A 17756-nucleotide genomic window follows, 5' to 3' on the forward strand; every position below is an offset into this window, starting at 1 on the left:
CGGCCCGGGATCAGGTCTTGCCTGAAGGTCCATCGGTTCCGACCAGTAGCGAGGTATGAGCGCAGGTGTAACAGCCCATCGCGGCTGCGCTCGCTGCATTGTGCCGGGGAGCCGGTGAGCTCCTGCTGATTTGCTGCGCGGTTGTCCGGGACTCCAGGGCTCATCGCGGCGACGCGGTCACGGCACAGACCGGCGGCGCGGCCGGCTCTCCGCGCCTACCCGCGCGTCCGTTGTTTGGCCAGCGCGAGGCGGCGGCCGAGCGCGCGCGCCGGCGCGAGATCGAGCTCGTCCGGGCTCGCTCGAGTCGGGCCGTCGCGCCGCGCTGCCCTGCTCGCCGGATCCATCTCGGCGCGGGCGGGGGGCTGGATCAGGACTCCATGGTTGAGGAGGGAGACGATCATCGCCTGGAGCGCCGCGCGCTGCGCCCCCTCGACCGGAGAGGGCGAGCAGAACACCGACGCCACCTTGCCGGCGAGATCGCCCGAGAGCTGCCTCGCTCCGTCGAGGAAGCGCCGGAGCTCGGCGCTCATCGTGCCATAGCGCGCAGGCGAGCCGAAGGCGATGCTGTCCGCCCAGAGGAGGTCGTCGCGGCGCGCCAGCGGGACGGAGGCGAGGTGCTCGCGGGTCGCACGGATCCGCTCACCCGTCCTCCAGCGGTCCTGCGGCGCCGCGAGGTCGGCGAGCTGCCGGAGCCGGACGGTCGCCCCGGTCTGCTCGGCGCCCTCCGCGACCGCGGCGGCGAGCGCGGCCGTGTCGCCGTAGAGGGAATAGAAGATCACGGCCACGTTCACGGTCGGGGGGTATGCAGCGCCCATACCGCCGTCCTCGCGCCCGGAGCGCACCTCGCCGCTTCTGACGAGCTCGCTGCGCGTACCCTCCTGCGGGATTCGTCGCGAGCGATCCGTCCGCACGCGCCGCGCGCTGCGGCGCAATTCAAATTGCGCACTGTGGCGGAAGGTTTTATGGGTCCTCGGTGGACACGAACGGACCGCGCTCGGGCGACAGCGAGGGTGCCCCGCGCGGTCCCGAGCGGGAGGGCGACGTGGAGCCGGGCGCTCCGTCCGTCGCGCCGCCGCTTCTGCCGCGCGCGTCCGGGCGAGGCGTCGTGGCGGGCGGCCCCGCGCGGCCGCGGACGATCTGCATCATCGAGGACGACCAGGGCGTCAGCGAAGCGCTCGCGGGTGTGCTGTCGGATGAGGGCTACGCGGTGATGACGGCCGCGAACGGCGCCGAGGCGCTGGCCAGGCTCCGCGATATGCCGGCGCCGGCGCTCATCGTGCTCGATCTGATGATGCCGGTGATGGACGGCTACGCGTTCCGCGCGGAGCAGCTGCGCACCCCCGCGATCGCCGATGTCCCGGTGGTCGTGCTCACGGCGGGGGCGGCGCCGCGCGCGGCCGAGCTCGGACCCGTCGACATCCTGAAGAAGCCTGTCGATCTCGTCGCGCTGCTCGACGCGGTGGGGCGCTATGTCTGACGGGTCGCGCTGACGTGAGGAGGAGCGAGAGATCCTGTCGATAACCCGTTGAAATCTCCCATGGAAATCATGGTGGTGGTAAGATCCGTCCCCACTCCATGCTGTACGAGCGTCCTCTTGTTCTTTTCCTGAGCCCTTTGCTTGCTGTCGTGACGATCGGCTGTGCGACCGATCCTCCAGCTCAGCCCGAGGGGTGGGACAGCGCGGTGGCGCTGCGGCCGGCGGTCGATCTCGACGCCAGGCCGGAGGTGGTCGAGGTCGATCTGACCGCGCGCGTCGAGGAGCTGGAGATCGTGCCCGGCAAGAGGACGCCCGCCTGGACGTATGACGGCGGGCTGCCGGGCCCGCTGATCCGCGCCAGGGTGGGAGATCGCGTGATCGTGAATTTCCGCAACGAGCTCTCGGCGCCCACCACGGTTCACTGGCACGGCGTGCGCTTGCTGGCGGAGATGGACGGCGCGCCCGGGCACAGCCAGGCCGAGACGCCGCCGGGCGGCAGCTTCACCTACGACTTCATCGTCCCCGACGCGGGGCTTACCTGGTATCACCCGCACGTCGACTCCGCCGTGCAGTCGGGTAACGGCCTCTACGGCCCGCTGCTGGTCGAGGATCCGGGCGAGCCTGCGGCGCTCGGCGACGAGCTCGTCCTCGTGCTCAGCGACATCACCGTGCGCGACGACGGCACGCTCGAGGACCCGGACGTGGGCGGCAATCTGGGCACGCTGTTCGGGCGCGAGGGCGACCTGTTGCTCGTGAATGGGCGGGTGAACCCGGTGATCGAGGCGCGCGCCGGGCTCAGGCAGCGGTGGCGCATCGTCAACGCGGCCAGGTCCCGCTACTACCAGCTCGCGCTCACGGATCACCGCTTCACGCGCATCGGCGGTGACGGCGGGCTCATGGAGCACCCCGTCGAGACGGAGATGATCCTGCTCACCCCCGGCGAGCGCGCCGACGTGCTGGTGGCGCCGCGCGGCGCGCCGGGCTCGACGCTCTCGGTGCGCTGGGTGCCCTACGATCGCGGCTATGGCGCCACCTTCGGGAGGCCCGAGGTCGAGGCCTTCCGCCTCCGCCTCGCGGACGAGCCCGCGGCCGAGGACGAGCCGCTCCCCGAGGTCGCGCGGGCCATCGGGGCGCTCGAGACGGCGGGGGCGACGCGCGTCGATCTGAAGCTGACGCTGCGGGAGGGGCCGGGCGACGTGGTGATGGGCATCAACGGCGTGGCCTCGTGGGAGGCGGAGCCGCTCGTGGCGGCGGTGGGCGAGACGTCGGTGTGGACCGTCGAGAACACGATGGACTTCGATCACCCGTTCCACCTGCACGGCTTCTTCTTCCAGGTGCTCGGCGAAGGCGGGAAGCCGGTGAGGCCGCTGGAGTGGAAGGACACGGTGAACGTGCCTGTCGACGGCGGGGCGCGCTTCGTGGTCCGTTACGACAACCGGCCGGGAATGTGGATGTTCCATTGCCATATCCTCGACCACGCCGATGCCGGCATGATGGGGATGCTGAACGTCGTGCGGTGATGGCGCCGGACCGGATGGGCTGCTCCGGCCGGGGGGCGGTGGAACCGAGGTGTCTTCCGGTGGTAAGCTGGCGGCATGCCTGAGCTGCCCGTCGCCTTGCGGTCGATCGATGTCACCGAGCTCGATGCGTTCGTCGAGCTCGTGGTCTGCTCGTATGCGGACGAGCGCGCGAGCGCCATGGACGCACGGACGGAGGACGCGCAGCGCAACGCGCGCTCCCAGGTGGAGGCGCTCTTGCCGCAGGGGCTCGCCACCCCCGACCACCACCTCTATTCGGTTCTGGAGGGGAATGCTGCGGTCGGTCATCTCTGGATCGGGGTGACCCACGTGGACGGGTTTCGAAGCGCGTTCATCTACGATATCCACCTGCGTGAAGATGCCCGCGGCCGGGGCCTCGGGCGCCGGGTCATGGCGCTCGCCGAGGAGGCCGCCCACGGCCTGGGCGCGCGGGATATCGAGCTCCACGTCTTCGCGCAGAACTCGCGGGCGCGCCGGCTCTACGAGTCGCTCGGCTACCGGGTCACGAGCCTGAGCATGAGAAAGCACCTCGGCTGAGGTCCGGGCCAAGGGGCATGGTCGCTTTGGTCACAAAGCAGGCTTCAGAATTCGATGCGCTCTACATCGGCGGAGTCCACGGCTGCACGATCTGCGGGGTGAAATAGCCATCGAGCAGGAAGGCATGAAGGCGGGAAGGTGGGGGAGACAGCGTGACCTTGTTCATCCACTCATGTCGTCTCCGCTCCTTTATGTTGATTCCTCTCTGTCGCCTCGGTAAGACAGGCAGGAGCATGAGGAAGAGATCTGCGCGATGGCTGTGGGCGGCGCTGTGCCTGCCGGGCGTCGGGTGCACGACGATCGTCGGGCTGGACAAGCCCTATCATCCGATAGAGGAACAGGGCGGCAGCGGCGGCGGTGACGGTGGCAGCGGCGGCGGCGTGGTAACCGGCAGTCGCTGCGTCGGGCTGCCTGCGACGTGCGGGCCGACGGCAGACGAGAGCTGCTGCGCGAGCGAGCTGGTGACCGGTGGTACGTCCAACCGGAGCAACGACCCGGCTTTCCCGGCCACGGTGAGCGACTTCGGGCTGGATCGGTTCGAGGTCACGCTGGGGCGGTTCCGGGCGTTCGTGGACGCATATCCCGGGAGCCGGCCAGCAGCGGGCGCCGGCGCGCACCCGCGGATCCCGGGCAGCGGGTGGGATGCGGAGTGGGAAGACCGGCTGCCGCCGGACCGGGAGGAGCTCCTGAAAGGGCTTTTCTGCGATTCGGAGGAGACGGCGTGGGTGTGGACGGACGAGCCCGGCGCGAACGAGCGTTTCGCGATGAACTGCGTGAGCTGGTACATGGCGTTTGCGTTCTGCGCGTGGGACGGCGGTCGACTGCCGACGGAGGCGGAGCTGGGTTACGCGGCGGCCGGCGGCGCCGAGCAGCGTCCGTATCCGTGGTCCACCTCGGCGGACGATGAGACCCTCGATCGGGACCACGCGGTGTATGCCTGCAATGGCAGCGATGCGGCGGGGTGCGTGATCGAGGACGTCCTGCCGGTCGGATCGAAGTCACCGCAGGGAGACGGGCTGTTCAAACAAGCGGACCTGTCGGGGGGCGTGTGGGAGTGGACGCTGGATTGGCATGGAGATTACCCGCCCGACTGCGTGGACTGCGCCGTCACGACGGGCGGCACGGAACGGGTGATGCGAGGCGGCGGCTGGCGCAGCGCCGCGGAGGCGCTGCTCCTCTCCACCCGCGACCACCGCCCCCCGGCGACCCGCGCGATCGGCATCGGGGTCCGGTGCGCGCGGGAGCCGTGAGCGAGCAGGGCTGCCATCCGCCGTCAGGCACCCCCGACACCCCGAGGACAGCGACGGTTCGCCACCGCGAATTCGTCCTTGGACGAAGCGCTACTGGCCTCGCGCCCTCGCGGCGGCCGTCGCATAAGGTGGCTCGCGCCCCGCGCGCACCGCGGCGAGGTCGGCGCGCATCATCCGCGCGTCGGGATACCGCTCCTGCTTGAGGAAGGCGAGGGCGCGGTCCACGACGGCGCACAGCCCCGGCGGCGCCGTGGGGGCGTGCTGCGCGAGGGGCGGCGCCTTCTCGGTGGCGACGGCGATGAGCAGGTGCGCGTCGCTCAGGTTGCCGTGGATGGTGCGGCCCGCGAGCAGGCGGAACATCGTCGCGCCGAGGCCGAACAGGTCGGTCCGGCCGTCGATCTCGCGGATGAGGCCCAGGGCCTGCTCGGGCGCCATGTAGTCGTCGGTGCCGATCGACACGCCCGTGCTGGTCTTCGTCATCTCCGGCACGCCGGCGACGTCCTCGAGCAGCGGGTCGAGCACGCGCGCGAGGCCGAAATCGAGCACCCGCACGCGCCCGTCGTTGCCGATGTGCAGGTTCTCGGGCTTGAGATCGCGGTGAACGATGCCGTGGTCGTGCGCCACGGTCAGCACGTCGAGGACCCGCTCGGCGAGCGCGATCACCTGGCCGACAGGGAGCGTCCCGTGCCGGACCATGCGGTCGAACACCGTCTCTCCCTCGAGCACCTCCATGGCCATGTAGACCGCGCCGTCGTCGGTTGCGCCGGACTCCAGCACCTGGGGGAAGCCATCGCAGAGCGGCGCGACGGCGGCCAGCGCGTTCCCGATCGGCCCCTCGCGCAGGAACCGCTTGCGCACCTCGTCGATGCCGGCGAGCTCGGCGTGCAGGACCTTGACCGCCGCCACGCACCCATCGGCGCGGCGGCAGAAGAAGACGCTCGCCATGCCGCCGACCCCGAGGACGCTCTCCACCGCCCATGGGCCGATCCGCCTGCCGACGCGCTGCTCTGCGAGCTCCTCTTCGGTCACCATGGGGCGATGGTATCACCGGCATCGCCCCGCGGGGTCTCGTCTGGGCGGCGGCTCCGGCCGAGTCGCTCGGCGCGCGGGCCGCGTCCCTGGGCCCAGAAGAGGGCCTCGCCGCGCGGCGCGAGGGCGGCGGCGCGCCGCGCCGAGGAGGCGCCGCTCGAGGAGGCGCCGCTCGAGGAGGCGTCGCTCGGCGCCGAGGAGGCGTCGCTCGGCGCCGAGGAGGCGTCGCTCGGCGCCGAGGAGGCGTCGCTCGGCGCCGAGGAGGCGTCGCTCGGCGCCGAGGAGGCGTCGCTCGGCGCCGAGGAGACTACATGATGGCTGTCATGCGCTCCCTCCCGCCGGTCCACCGCCCTCTCGCGGACGCGCTCGCGCTCGGCCCGGCCCTGCTCGCGCGCGCCCGTTCGGCCCCGGAGGCCCCGTGGATCGCCGCAAGCCTCGTCGAGGGCCCCGCCGTGGTGCTCGGGGCGGTCCAGCGCGCCGCGCGCGTGGTCGACCTCGCGGCCTGCGCTGCGCGCGGCGCGCCGGTCCTGCGGCGCTCCACGACCGGCACCGCGGCGTTCCTCGGCGGGCGCGGCGTCCTCTGGACGCTGGCGTTGCCGCACGTGGCCGCGCTCGCGCCCGACGCCACCGCCCGGACGCTCTTGAACCGCAACGTGCGCGGCTTCCTCAAGGGCTTCGCCCGCGCCGGCGCGCCGGCGCACTACGGCGGGCGCGAGTGGATCGCGCTCCAGCACCGCCCCGCCGCATGGCTCGGCGTCGACGCCACGCGGGACGGCGCGGTCCTCATCGAGGTCTTCGCAGGCCACGACGCGCCGCTCGCGATCCCCGCGGAGCTCGCGGCCCCGGACGAGCGCGCCGTCGATCGCTGGCTGGGCAAGGCGCCGGCGGCGCTCTCCGAGGTCCTCCCGGCGCGCGTCTCGCTCGAGGAGCTCGCGCGCGCCGTCGTCGAGGCGATCGCCCTCCGCGCGGCGCTCCCGCTGGTCGACGCCGGCGAGGCGCCGGAGCTCGCCGCCGAGCGCTTCCAGCCCATCTCCGCGCCCGACGACCCGGTGCCGCCGGGCGCCGGCGCCGCGGTGCTCGCGCGCGTGCCGATCGGCTGGATCGAGGCCGCGGCGCTCGGCGAGGCGCCGGCGCGCGCATGGCTCGGCGGCGATGTCCTCGCGGCGCGCTGGCTCCTGGAGGATCTCGGCCGGGGCGCGGCCCCTGCGTCCCCGGATGCCGGGACGTTGCCGCTCGAGGGGGCCAGCCTCTCCGACCTGCGCACACTCGCGCAGCGCGCACTCTCGGCGGAGCGCGACGGCGGAGCATGCCACCCGCGCGTCGCCCACGACGTCGAGGTGGGCTGAGCAGCTGGCGTCGAGCTGCGCAGTCTGCTGCTGCGCAGTCTGCTGCTGCGCAGTCTGCTGCTGCGCAGGCCGCCCGCCTCAGGCCAGCGCCTGGCACGGCGCGAGATCGCTCGCCAGGAGCCCATGCACTGCGCCGGTCGTGCCCCCGGCGAGGAGGCCGGCCAGCGCAGGGCGGGGGCGCGGATCCGGCTCGGGAACGTGCCGTCCTCCGTCGACGCGATAGCGCCAGCGGGGACCCCGGGCGACGAGATCGGTGAGCGCGCCGAGGAATCGATCGACGTCCGCCATGCTGGTGCCGACGCCGAAGCTCACGCGCACCGCGCCGGGCACCGCCGCGCCTCCGGACACCTCCGGCGCATGCGCCCCGGCGAGCGCGCTCATGAGCGGGTGCGCGCAGAACGAGCCGTCGCGGACGCCGATGCCGTGCTCGGCGCTCAGCGCCGCGGCGACCACGCCGGGATGGAAGCCCCGCACATTGAACGTCACGACGCCGATTCGCGGGCTCGCGGGGCCCCACATCGCGAGCTGCTCGACGCCCGGCACCGCGCGGAGGCCGCGCGTGACCCGGTCGAGCAATGTCGCCTCGTGCGCCGCCACGGCGGACATGCCGATCTCGCCGAGCGCACGGCAAGCCGCGGCCAGCGACACCGCGCCAACGACATTGGGGGTGCCGGCCTCGTGGCGCGGCGCGCCGCTCGCCCATTCGACACCATCGAGCGTGACGCGCCGGACGGCGCCCCCGCCGGCGAGGTAAGGGCGCCCGGCGTCGAGCCAGTCCCCGCGACCGACCAGCACGCCGCCGCCGAATGGGGCATAGAGCTTGTGGCCGGACAGCGCGAGGTAGTCGGCCCCGAGCGCGTCGAGATCGATCGCGCGGTGGGGCGCGAGCTGGGCCGCATCCACGGCCACCCGCGCCCCGCGGCGATGGGCCACAGCGGCGAGCTCCGAAAGCGGCCACAGCTCGCCCGTGACATTGCTGGCCCCCGTCACGGCGAGCAGCCCGTGGCGCGAGGAGACGCCGCGCAGGGCGTCGTCGGCCCGCGCGATCGCCTCGTCCGCGCTCGCGGGCACCGGCAGGACAATGGACCGACCACGCCGCCACGGCAGCTGATTCGCGTGGTGCTCCGAGGCGAAGGTCACCACCGTCGTGTCCTCGGGCAGCGCCGCGGCGAGCAGGTTGAGCGCATCGGTCGTGTTCCTCGTGAACACCACCGTATCTTCGGCGCGCGCTCCGACGAAATCGCCCACCTCCCGGCGAGCGGCGGCATAGAGCTCGGTCGTGACCGTGGACGCGAACCCCGCGCCGCGATGCACGCTGCTGTACCAGGGCAACAGCGTTGTGACCGCATCGAGCACCGCGCGGAGGCACGGGGCGCTCGCCGCGTAATCGAGGTTCACATAACCCACCTGCTCGCCGGTGACGAGCGGCACGGTGAGGTCCCCACCGACGACGGGTAAAGGAAGAGCGCCGATTGCGGGCGGCGCCGGCACGGCCGCAGCAGGACGCCAATCCACGACGGGAGCGAACGACATATCACCTCACGAGTCCAGGAGACTCCGGGCGACCAGAGTCCGCGCTTGCCAGCCGCTCATGCGGCCGGCCAGGTCGTCACCCGGGACACCCCACCGCGGTTCGGAGGGTTGTCGGCCAGCGAGCCGGGGCTACGCGCTGGCGCTCATGACCTGCGCACACAGTACCTCGATGGCTGCCTCGTGGCAAGGGCCTGCGCGACAGCGCAGCGGCTCGCTCAATGACCCCACCACCGAGGCCGGGGCTCCACGGCGACGTGGAGGCGGCCGGGGCTACACGGCGACGTGGAGGGGCTGGACCACCGCCGCGAACACCGGGAGCGCCTCGCAGCGGGCCGCGTGCGCGGCCAGCGCCGGCCGCCTCGCGGCGTCGGCGATGGCCGGGTGCGCCTCGCCGAGGAAGCGCAGCGCGCAGGCGACCGCGATGTCGGCGTGGCTGAAGGCGCCGAGCCAGAAGTCGCCGCTCCGGGCGGCGCGCTCGCGCTCCAGCAGCTCGAGCGTCTCGGAGATCTGCGCGGCGCAGCGCTCGACCCAGACCGGGCTGCGGCGGTCGCCCGCGCGCAGCACGTGCTCGTAGAGCAGGCTCACCGCCTTGTCCGCGAGGCCCGTGGCGAGCGCGCACACACGCAGCCCGGCGCGGCGCGCCTCGCCGGAGGGCGGCAGGAGCGCGCGCTCGGGCCCCACCATGTCGTCGAGGGCGTCGAGGATCGCCGCGCTCTCCACGAGCGACTCCCCGCCATCCGTCACGAGCACCGGGACGCGCCGGAGCGGGTTGTGCTTCGCGATGGACTCCGCGTCGGCCCACACCGACCACGGGCGGTGCTCGTACGCGAGCCCGTGATGCTGGAGCGCCACGGCGACGCGGCGCACGAACGGCGAGTCGTACTGGCCAATCAGGATCATGGCTCCTCCTCTAACCAAGAACGCCGTGCGCGGCTACCAGACCGTGCACGTCTTGGCCGGTCGCATCGGCGTGCCGGACGCGCACTTGAAGGCCTCGCCGAACTCCGGGAGGTTCGCGAGCGGCCCGTTCACGCGGAAGCGCGGCGGGGAGTGCGGGTTCACCTGCACCATGAGCCGGAGCGCCTCGTCGCGCATCTTGCCGCACCAGGCCTGCCCGTGCGCCAGGAAGAACTGCTGATCTTCCGTGAAGCCGCCCGCGACCGTCTGCTCCGCCGCGCCCTTGCGCATCGTGCGGTACGCCATGAACGCGAGCTTCAGCCCCCCGAGATCCGCGATGTTCTCGCCCAGCGTCAGCTTGCCGTTCAGCTTCAGCCCCGGCAGCGCCTCGTAGGCCGAGTACTGCGCCTCGACGCAGCCGGTCTTCGCCTTGAACGCCGCCGCGACCTCCTTCGACCACCAGTCCTCCAGGTTGCCCTTCTGGTCGAACTGCGAGCCCTCGTCGTCGAACCCGTGCGTGAGCTCGTGCCCGACCACCATGCCGATGCCGCCGAGGTTCACCGCCACGCCCGACGTCACGCTGTAGAACGGCGGCTGCAGGATGCCGGCGGGGAAGACCATGTGGTTGCGCTGCGGATCGTAATAAGCGTTCACGGAGGGCGGGCTCATCTGCCACTCGTCGCGATCGACCGGCTTGTCGATCTTCCCGAGATCCCACCGCGTGTGGAAGGCGCGCGCCGCGAGCGCGTTCTTCGCGTACGATCTCGGATCGACCTCGAAATCGTACGTCCGCCACTTGTCGGGATACCCGATGAGGTACGCCATCGCGCCGAGCTTGGCGAGGGCGCGCTGCCGCGTGCCCTCATCCATCCAGTCGAGCGCCCGCACCTCGCGCGCGAATGCGTCGCTGACCTCGCGCACCATCGCCTCGGCCGCGGGTTTGCTCTCGCCGGGGAAGCTCGTCTTGACGAACGGCTGCGCGAGCAGCTCGCCGAGCGCGTTATCGGTCGCGTCCACGCAGCGCTTCCAGCGCGGCCGGACCTCCTTTTGCCCGGTCAGCGCCGATTGCAGCGTGAAGCTCTCGTCGACGAACGCCTTGGTCAGCGCGGGCGCGCTGGAGCGCACCACGTGCCACGCCAGGTAATTCTGCCACGCGGCGGGCTTCGCCGATTTGAGCAGCCGCGAGAGCCCCTCGAAGAACCGGACCGAGGTCACGTTCACCTCCTTGACGTCCGGGCGGCCGAGCCCCTGGAAGTACGCGTCCCAGGGGAACTCCGGCGCTGCCTTCGCGAGCGCCGCCCGGTCCAGCTTGTTGTAGAGGCCCTTCGGGTCCCGCCGCTCGACCCGCGTCTTCGACGCCTTCGCGAGCTCGGTCTCGATCTGCATCACGTCGAGCGCCGCCGCCTTCGCCGCGGGCTCCTGCGCCCCGGCGAGCCGCATCATGCGCGCGACGTGCTCCTCGTAGGTCTTGCGGATGGCCTTCGATTTGTCGTCCTCGTTGACGTAGTAGTCGCGGTCCGGCAGGCCGAGCCCGTTCTGGTCGAGCTGGGCGATGACGCGCGTCGCGTCCTTCATGTCCTGCGCAGAGGCGATGTCGAAGAGCGCCCAGATACGGCGGCTGTGGAGCTCGGTGACGAGCGCCCCGACGCCCTTCGGGTCGCGCACCCGCCGCGCCTTCGCGAGGAGATCTGCGATGGGCTTCGCGCCGGCGGCCTCGACCGCGGCCTCGTCCATGCACGAGCCGTAGTAGGCCCCGATCTTCTTGCTCACCGGATCCCGGTCGCCGGCCTGCGCGGCCTCCTCGAGGATGCGTCGGAGCTCCGCCTCATTGCGCCGCTCGATCTCGTTGAAGCTCCGCATCCAGTAGGCTTCGTCGCCCGGGATCTCCGCCTTGGCCAGCCATCCGCCGCAGGCGAACTGGTAGAAGTCCTCGCAGGGGCTCGCCGAGCGGTCGAGCGCGGCCTCGTCGAGCCCGACGTTCGTGAGCTTCGTCTCGACCACGGGGAGGCCCTGCGGCGCAGGCGGCGCCGCCGTCCTGGCCGCGGCGGAGGGGGGCGCCGGCGGCGGGCCCGCGGCCGGGCCGCAGGCCGGCAGCGCAGAGAGGGCCAGGGTGATCGCGAGGGGAGCTGCGAGCGGTCGTTGCGTGCGCATGCGGCGCTCTACCATGGACCGCCGGCTGCGCGGACATGGACCGCCGGCCGCGCGGGTCCAGCGATGTCGACCGGCCTTCACCTTCGCCGCCTTTGCCGCCTTCTCTTTCGCCCGGAACGCGGCCGGCCTCACTCCCGGTCGAGCTTCCCCATCAGGCTCAGGGTGAAGTAGGCCCCCATGTACTTGAGGTGCGGGCGCACCTCGAGGTGCACCCGGTACCAGCCCGCGCTCCCCTCCACCTCGCTCACCAGGGTCCGCGCCTTGCGGAGCGGCCTGCGCGAGCGCACGGCGGGCGACACGACATCCATGTCCGCGACATACCCGCTGAGCCAGGCGTTCAGCTCGCGCTCGAGGTCGCCGCGCTCCTTCCACGTACCGATCTGCTCCCGCTGCATCACCTTGAGGTAGTGGGCGAGCCGGCTGACGAGGAACACGTAAGGCAGCTGCGTGCCGAGCCGGTAGTTGATCTCCGCGGCGCGCCCCTCGTCGCTCTGCCCGAAGTACTTGGCCTTCTGCACCGAGTTCGCGGAGAAGAAGCAGGCGTTGTCCGTGTCCTTGCGGAACGTGAGCCCGATGAAGCCCTCCTCGCTGAGCTCGAACTCGCGGCGCTCGGTCAGCATGATCTCGGTCGGGATCTTCGTCTGGATCGCGCCCAGCGCCTCGTACTCGTGGAGCGTGAACCCCTCGACCGTGCCGCCCGACTGCGGACCGATGATGTGCAGACACCAGCGGTGGCGCGCGAAGCTCTCGGCGAGCCGTGTCGCCATCGCGTAGGTGGGGGCGCCCCAGGAGTACGCCGCGTGGTTGCCGACGACGTCCTCCTCGTAGGAGAACGCCCTGACCGGGACGGTGCTCGCCCCGTAGGGCAGGCGCAGGAGAAAGCGGGGGAGGAGCAGGCCCACATAGCGGGCGTCCTCGGACTCGCGGAACGCTGTGTATTTCACGTACTGCGGCCCCTCGAAGAGCGCCTTGATGTCGCCGAGGTGCGGCACCTTCCGGTAGTCCGTCAGCCCGAAGAACTGCGGGCCCGCGACGGCCAGGAAGGGCGCGTGCGCCATCGTCGCCACCGCCGCGCACTTCTGGAGGAGCGCGATGTCCTGGGGTCCGGGGCCGAACTCGTAGTTCGAGACGACGGCGGCGAACGGCTTGCCGCCGAAGGAGCCGAACTCGGACGAATAGACGATCTTGTAAAGGCCGCTCCTCACGAGCTCGGACGAGTCCTCGAAATCCGCGAGCAGGTCGTCCTTCGAGCAGTTGAGGACCTCGACCCGGATGTTCTCGCGGAAGTCGATGTGATCGACCGCGAACTTGAGGCCGCGCCACGCGGCCTCCAGCCGCTGGAACACCGGGTGGTGCAGGATCTCGTCGATCTGGCGCGACAGCCGCTGGTCGATCTCCGCGATCCACAGGTCGATCAGCGCATTGTCGAGCGCCGCGCCGGCGTCGGGCCGGCCGGCCGCCTTGTCCAGCGCGGCCTTCACGCCGCGCTTCATGTCCCGGTACGCCTCGTTGGCCGGGGAGATCCTTGTCTCCGCCAGGAGCTCCGCGAGGAGAGAGCCGCTGCTCTCCTTCGCCGGCTCTTCGTGCTGCCCCGCTTGCATGTCCACAAATTACCACGGTCGCTCGCCGGCTGGAAGCGATGGACAGCCGGCGCCCGCGCGCGGCGCGGTCCCGGGCGCGCCCCGCCCTCCCGCGCCCCGATCGCGCATCGACGTGACGACGTGACGACGTGACGGAGCGGCGCCCCTTGGACGCCCGCGCGGAACGGTGCAGAGCGCTCCGTCAGCACGCAAGCACGCAAGCACGCAAACGAAGCGTCGAGTGGACATGAAATGTACATGGCGATCGAGCGACTACAGTGTTACAAATCATGTGTGGGTGCTCTCACGGAAGCCGCGGAAGCAGGGGTTTTCGCGCGAAGGCGCCCTCCCACATTCCCGGATCCGGGGCCGTCGCCTTCGCGACGGCGCCCGTCCCGGTCGTGGCCGCGCAGCGCCGACACCGCGCGTCGCTAGCGCTCCGAACAGCCAAAAACCCGGGGAAATCAGCCGCAGGGACACGGAGGGACAGAGCACATCTTCTGTCTATCTCTCTGTGTCCTCTGTTTCTCTGTGGTTCGAATTCTCTGTCTCTGTGGTTCGAATTCTCTGTCTCTGTGGTTCGAATTCTCTGTCTACCATCGGCGCGCCGTCGCGCGCCGCCGGTCGTGGATTTCGAGGAGAGGAGGGGCGATGGTACGCGTCGGGTTTGGCATCATCATCGGCGTGGGACTCGCCAGCTTGACAAGGATCACCCGTCCGACCGTCAAGAGGGCCATGCGGCTCGGCTTCGTCGCCGCCGCCGCGGTCAAGGGCGCGCTCGGCGAGGGCAAGGAGCGGCTCGCCGACCTCATCGCCGAGGTGAGGGAGGAGATGGCCCGGCAAGAGCAGCGCGCCGGCACCGGCGGCGCGCAGGCGTCCGCGCACGACGGGATGGATCCGCCCGCGAGCTGACGAGAGGGGGTTCCGGTGACCCGGCCTCGCCGGCCGGGACCGGGAGGTGAGCCATGCCGAGCGATCGAGGGGTCTTCATCATTCACAGGGTTCCAGGGCGCGTGCGCCTCGGCGTCCCCGCGCTGCGCAGGGATCCGTCGAGGGCGGCGGAGATCGCGGAGATGGCGCGCGCCTGCCCGAGCGTCGTCGACGCGCGGGGGAGCGCGTGGGCCGGGAGCCTCACGGTCGAGCACGAGCCCGATGTCGCGCTGGAGGCCGTCCTCTCCGAGCTCGCGCTCATCCCGGAGCTCTCGGACTGCGGCTGTCATCCGCTCGATTCCCTCACGCCCCCGCCGTCGCACTGCGCCGCGCCCGCCGAGCCGCCGAGCCCCGACCGGACGGCGCGCCTCGTGGTCAAGGCCGCGGACCGGCTGAACTCGGCGTCGCAGGTCGTCCCGCCGCAGCACGTCGACCTCAAGCTCCTCGTGCCGGCGCTCCTCGTCGGCTCGGGGGTGCTCCAGGTGATGATGGGGCGCTCCTCGGGCATGCCCCACTGGATCACGCTCATCAAGTATGGAGTCGACGCCTTCGTGGTCCTGAATCACGCCCGCATCCAGGGCTTCTTCGCGGGCGCGGGCGCGGGCGCGCCCACCGGCGGCGAGACGGGGTGACCATGGCAGCGCTTCCGCCGAGCGGGACCGAGCCGGTCTCGGTAGTCCACGCGATCTCCGGCAGGGTCCGCTTGCGGCTCCCGCGGCTCGGGCGAGACGAGGCCTTCGGCCCGCTGCTCGAGGCGGGGCTCACCGCCCTGCCGGGGGTCCTGTCCGTGCGCATCGCCGAGGGCGCGTCGAGCGCCGTCGTCGAGCACGACCCGCGGCAGGTCGACGTCGGCGCCATCGCGCGCGCCGCCGCCGCGGCCTCCGCCGCGCCGGCCCCTCGGGGGGCGCTGCGCGCCGCGCGCGACGCCAGGAAGGCGCGCCGCGCGTCCGCCGTCGCGAAGCGCCCGCTCTATCTCTCGAGCGCCGGCATGCTCCTCTCGCTCGGCAGCTTCGTCTCGCCGCTGCTCGCGTACCCGTTCATCGCCGCGACGTCCGCGCCCATCCTCAGGCGGGCGTGGGACTCGGTGGTGCGGCAGCGCAAGCTCAACGTCGACCTGCTCGACAGCCTGGCGATCGCCTCGGCCGTGGCGACCGGCGACGCCATCAACGCGGCCGGGATCATCTGGCTGGTCACGCTCGGCGACCACATCCGCGATCTCACCCAGGCGCGCGCCCGGCGCGCGATCCGCGGCCTGCTCGGGTACCAGCAGGATTTTGCGTGGGTGGTCCGCGGCGACGCGAAGGTGCAGATCCCGGTGGCCGAGCTCGCCGTCGGGGACGTCCTCGTCATCTACACCGGCTCGGTGATCCCGGTCGACGGGACGGTCACGGACGGGGAGGGGCTCGTCGATCAGCAGACGCTGACCGGCGAGTCGATGCCGGTGCTCAAGGGCCCGGGAGACCGCTGCTTCGCGGCGACGGTGATCAAGGACGGCAAGCTGTACGTCCGCGCCGAGCGGGTCGGCGGCGACACGACCGCCGCGAGCACCGCGCGGCTCATCGAGAACGCGCCGGCGCTGGAGACGCGCGCGCAGAACTACGCGGAGGTCGTGGCGAACCGGCTCGTCCCGCCGGCGCTCGCGTGCTCGGCGGTCGTGCTCGCGGCGACGAGGGATCTCGGCCGCGTGTCCGCCATCCTGACGATCGACTTCGGCACCGGCCCGCGCGTCTCGGCCCCGACGACGGTGCTCGCCTCGATGAACGCCGCGGCGCGGCGCGGGATCCTCATCAAGGGGGGCGCCTACATCGAGAAGCTCGCGAAGGTGTCGACGGTGGTGTTCGACAAGACCGGCACGCTGACCTCCGGCGTCCCCGAGGTGACCGACTTCCTCGTCCACGACGCCCTGTCCGAGCGCGAGGCGGCGACGCTCGCCGCCGCGGTGTCCGCGCGGCAGACCCACCCCGTCTCGCAGGCCGTGCTCCGTCTCGCCGAGGCGTGGCGGCTGTCGATCCCGGACCGGGAAGAGTCCCGCTACCTCGTCGGCCGGGGCGTGCAGGCCAGGGTCTCCGGCAAGATCGTGCAGCTCGGCAGCCCGCGCTTCATCGAGGAGCTCGGCATCCCCTGCCGCGCCGAGGTTGGCGCGAAGCGGGCGCTCGAGGCGGCGGCGAAGTCGCTCCTCTTCCTCGCCGTCGACGGGCAGCACGTCGCCACGCTCGCCTACCGCGACGCGATCCGGGCCGAGAGCCGCGCGACCATCCGGAGCCTGCGCGAGCGCGGGATCGACGACATCGTCATGCTGACGGGCGACAGCCGCGAGGTGGCGCGGCAGGTCTCGCTCGAGCTCGGCATCACGCGGTACTTCGCGGAGATGCTGCCCGAGGACAAGGCGGAGATCACGCGCCGGCTGACGCAGGAGGGCCGCACGGTCGCGGTCGTGGGGGACGGCATCAACGACTCTCCGGCGCTCTCGTACGCCGACATCGGCATCAGCGTGTCCGCGGGCGCGGAGATCGCCCGGGAGACGGCGGGCGTGGTGCTCGTGGAGGACGACCTGTCGAAGCTCGTCGAGGCGATCGACATCTCGCGCGCCGCCATGCGCATCATCCACCAGAACTTCTCGATGATCCTCGCCGTGAACGCGGTCGCGTACGCGCTGTCGATCCCCGGGTTCCTCAACCCGGTCGCGGCGACGCTCATGAACAACGGCTCCGCGGTCCTCGCCTGCGTGAACGGCCTCCGTCCGCTCATGGCGGCGCCGCGCAGGAAGGCCCGCGCCGGCGGCGAGCGGCGGTGAGCCGGCGCGGCGCGCGGGTCCGACGGCGGCGGACGCGTTCCGCCCCGCGCCGCGCCGCGGCCCGGTATGCGCGCTGCACGACGGATGGAATGGCCGGGAAGGAGAGCGAGATGCGCGCCGGATCGAGGTCCTCCGCCGCCGCGCGGGCGCGCGCGGCGCACGCGGCGCGCTGGGCTGTGCGCGGGCTGCCGGGCGCGGCGGTGGCGGCGGTGATCGGCTGTGCGGCCTGTGCTCAGCCGCCTGCCTCGCCGCACGTGACGGCGGTGAGCCCGGAGGAGGCGGGCCGATACCTGATCCTCGTGGGCGGGTGCAACGACTGCCACACCCCGGGCTGGGACAGATCGAGCGGCAGGCTCCCGGCCTCGGAGTGGCTGACGGGCAACGACATCGGCTACCGCGGTCCGTGGGGGACGAGCTACGCGTCGAACCTCCGGCTCTCCGTCCAGGACCTCAGCGAGGACGCCTGGGTGAGGATGTTCCGCGCAGCGGCGGGCCGCCCGCCGATGCCCTGGCTCAACTACGCCACCATGCACGAGAGCGACCTCGTGGCGATGTACCGCTTCATCCGGAGCCTCGGCGCGAAGGGCGCCCGCGCGCCGACGGCGGTGCCGCCGGGGCAGGAGCCGGAGACGCCGTACATCCTCATGGTCCCCCAGCAGCCGGGGCGCAGGCCGTAGCGGCCCCTCGGGCCGGC

Annotated in this window: 16 protein-coding genes and 1 riboswitch; of the genes, 10 read left to right on the top strand and 6 right to left on the bottom strand. The window is 72.1% G+C overall.

What is annotated here, in order from left to right:
• Positions 1 to 215: 215 nt before the first annotated feature.
• Positions 216 to 815, bottom strand: a complete 600-nt coding sequence (locus tag WMF36_RS06730) for an NAD(P)H-dependent oxidoreductase (RefSeq protein WP_437578770.1) — start codon at positions 813 to 815, stop codon at positions 216 to 218.
• Between the two features lie 158 nt (positions 816 to 973).
• On the opposite strand from WMF36_RS06730, the gene WMF36_RS06735 reads away from it, so the two are divergent.
• The 4 genes from WMF36_RS06735 (at position 974) to WMF36_RS06750 (ending at position 4802) form a co-directional block, all read left to right on the top strand.
• On the top strand, positions 974 to 1477 hold the full coding sequence (locus WMF36_RS06735) for a response regulator (RefSeq protein ID WP_437578771.1): 504 nt from the start codon (positions 974 to 976) through the stop codon (positions 1475 to 1477).
• 149 nt (positions 1478 to 1626) lie between these two features.
• Entirely contained in the window at positions 1627 to 2997 is a 1371-nt protein-coding gene (locus WMF36_RS06740) for a multicopper oxidase family protein (RefSeq protein ID WP_437578772.1), read from the top strand.
• A gap of 75 nt (positions 2998 to 3072) precedes the next feature.
• Positions 3073 to 3552 (top strand): GNAT family N-acetyltransferase, encoded by a 480-nt coding sequence (locus WMF36_RS06745; protein ID WP_437578773.1) that lies wholly within the window; start codon positions 3073 to 3075, stop codon positions 3550 to 3552.
• A gap of 233 nt (positions 3553 to 3785) precedes the next feature.
• Positions 3786 to 4802, top strand: a complete 1017-nt coding sequence (locus tag WMF36_RS06750; protein ID WP_437578774.1) for a formylglycine-generating enzyme family protein — start codon at positions 3786 to 3788, stop codon at positions 4800 to 4802.
• A 90-nt stretch (positions 4803 to 4892) separates the two neighbouring features.
• Here the strand turns inward: WMF36_RS06750 and WMF36_RS06755 are convergent, their stop codons facing one another.
• Positions 4893 to 5834, bottom strand: coding sequence for a serine/threonine-protein kinase (locus tag WMF36_RS06755; RefSeq protein WP_437578775.1), 942 nt, complete (start codon positions 5832 to 5834; stop codon positions 4893 to 4895).
• A 6-nt stretch (positions 5835 to 5840) separates the two neighbouring features.
• Here WMF36_RS06755 and WMF36_RS06760 point away from each other — a divergent pair, with 6 nt between their 5' ends.
• Both WMF36_RS06760 and WMF36_RS06765 read left to right on the top strand, forming a co-directional pair.
• The gene (locus WMF36_RS06760; RefSeq protein WP_437578776.1) at positions 5841 to 6146 is read left to right on the top strand and encodes a hypothetical protein; all 306 of its coding nucleotides are present in this window, start codon (positions 5841 to 5843) and stop codon (positions 6144 to 6146) included.
• A gap of 8 nt (positions 6147 to 6154) precedes the next feature.
• A complete protein-coding gene (locus tag WMF36_RS06765; RefSeq protein WP_437578777.1) occupies positions 6155 to 7177 on the top strand; it encodes a lipoyl protein ligase domain-containing protein in 1023 nt (340 codons plus the stop codon).
• Positions 7178 to 7255: 78 nt separating this feature from the next.
• Here the strand turns inward: WMF36_RS06765 and WMF36_RS06770 are convergent, their stop codons facing one another.
• From WMF36_RS06770 to tssC, 4 genes are all read right to left on the bottom strand, one after another.
• Positions 7256 to 8710 carry an aminotransferase class V-fold PLP-dependent enzyme gene (locus WMF36_RS06770; protein ID WP_437578778.1) on the bottom strand — a complete coding sequence of 485 codons (1455 nt, stop codon included), beginning with the start codon at positions 8708 to 8710 and terminating at the stop codon, positions 7256 to 7258.
• A 36-nt stretch (positions 8711 to 8746) separates the two neighbouring features.
• Positions 8747 to 8861: riboswitch (SAM riboswitch) on the bottom strand.
• Positions 8862 to 8980: 119 nt separating this feature from the next.
• The gene (locus WMF36_RS06775; RefSeq protein ID WP_437578779.1) at positions 8981 to 9610 is read right to left on the bottom strand and encodes a glutathione S-transferase family protein; all 630 of its coding nucleotides are present in this window, start codon (positions 9608 to 9610) and stop codon (positions 8981 to 8983) included.
• A gap of 33 nt (positions 9611 to 9643) precedes the next feature.
• The gene (locus tag WMF36_RS06780; protein ID WP_437578780.1) at positions 9644 to 11758 is read right to left on the bottom strand and encodes a M13 family metallopeptidase; all 2115 of its coding nucleotides are present in this window, start codon (positions 11756 to 11758) and stop codon (positions 9644 to 9646) included.
• A 128-nt stretch (positions 11759 to 11886) separates the two neighbouring features.
• Positions 11887 to 13359, bottom strand: a complete 1473-nt coding sequence (gene tssC, locus WMF36_RS06785) for a type VI secretion system contractile sheath large subunit (RefSeq protein ID WP_437578781.1) — start codon at positions 13357 to 13359, stop codon at positions 11887 to 11889.
• Positions 13360 to 13989: 630 nt separating this feature from the next.
• On the opposite strand from tssC, the gene WMF36_RS06790 reads away from it, so the two are divergent.
• The 4 genes from WMF36_RS06790 (at position 13990) to WMF36_RS06805 (ending at position 17739) form a co-directional block, all read left to right on the top strand.
• Positions 13990 to 14250, top strand: a complete 261-nt coding sequence (locus WMF36_RS06790; protein ID WP_437578782.1) for a hypothetical protein — start codon at positions 13990 to 13992, stop codon at positions 14248 to 14250.
• A 53-nt stretch (positions 14251 to 14303) separates the two neighbouring features.
• Entirely contained in the window at positions 14304 to 14900 is a 597-nt protein-coding gene (locus WMF36_RS06795) for a hypothetical protein (protein WP_437578783.1), read from the top strand.
• A gap of 2 nt (positions 14901 to 14902) precedes the next feature.
• Positions 14903 to 17062 carry a heavy metal translocating P-type ATPase gene (locus tag WMF36_RS06800; RefSeq protein ID WP_437578784.1) on the top strand — a complete coding sequence of 720 codons (2160 nt, stop codon included), beginning with the start codon at positions 14903 to 14905 and terminating at the stop codon, positions 17060 to 17062.
• Positions 17063 to 17172: 110 nt separating this feature from the next.
• Positions 17173 to 17739, top strand: a complete 567-nt coding sequence (locus WMF36_RS06805; protein ID WP_437578785.1) for a cytochrome C — start codon at positions 17173 to 17175, stop codon at positions 17737 to 17739.
• The last annotated feature ends 17 nt before the right edge of the window (positions 17740 to 17756 follow it).

The organism is Sorangium sp. So ce887, assembly GCF_051521455.1.
Lineage (GTDB): Bacteria > Myxococcota_A > Polyangia > Polyangiales > Polyangiaceae > Sorangium.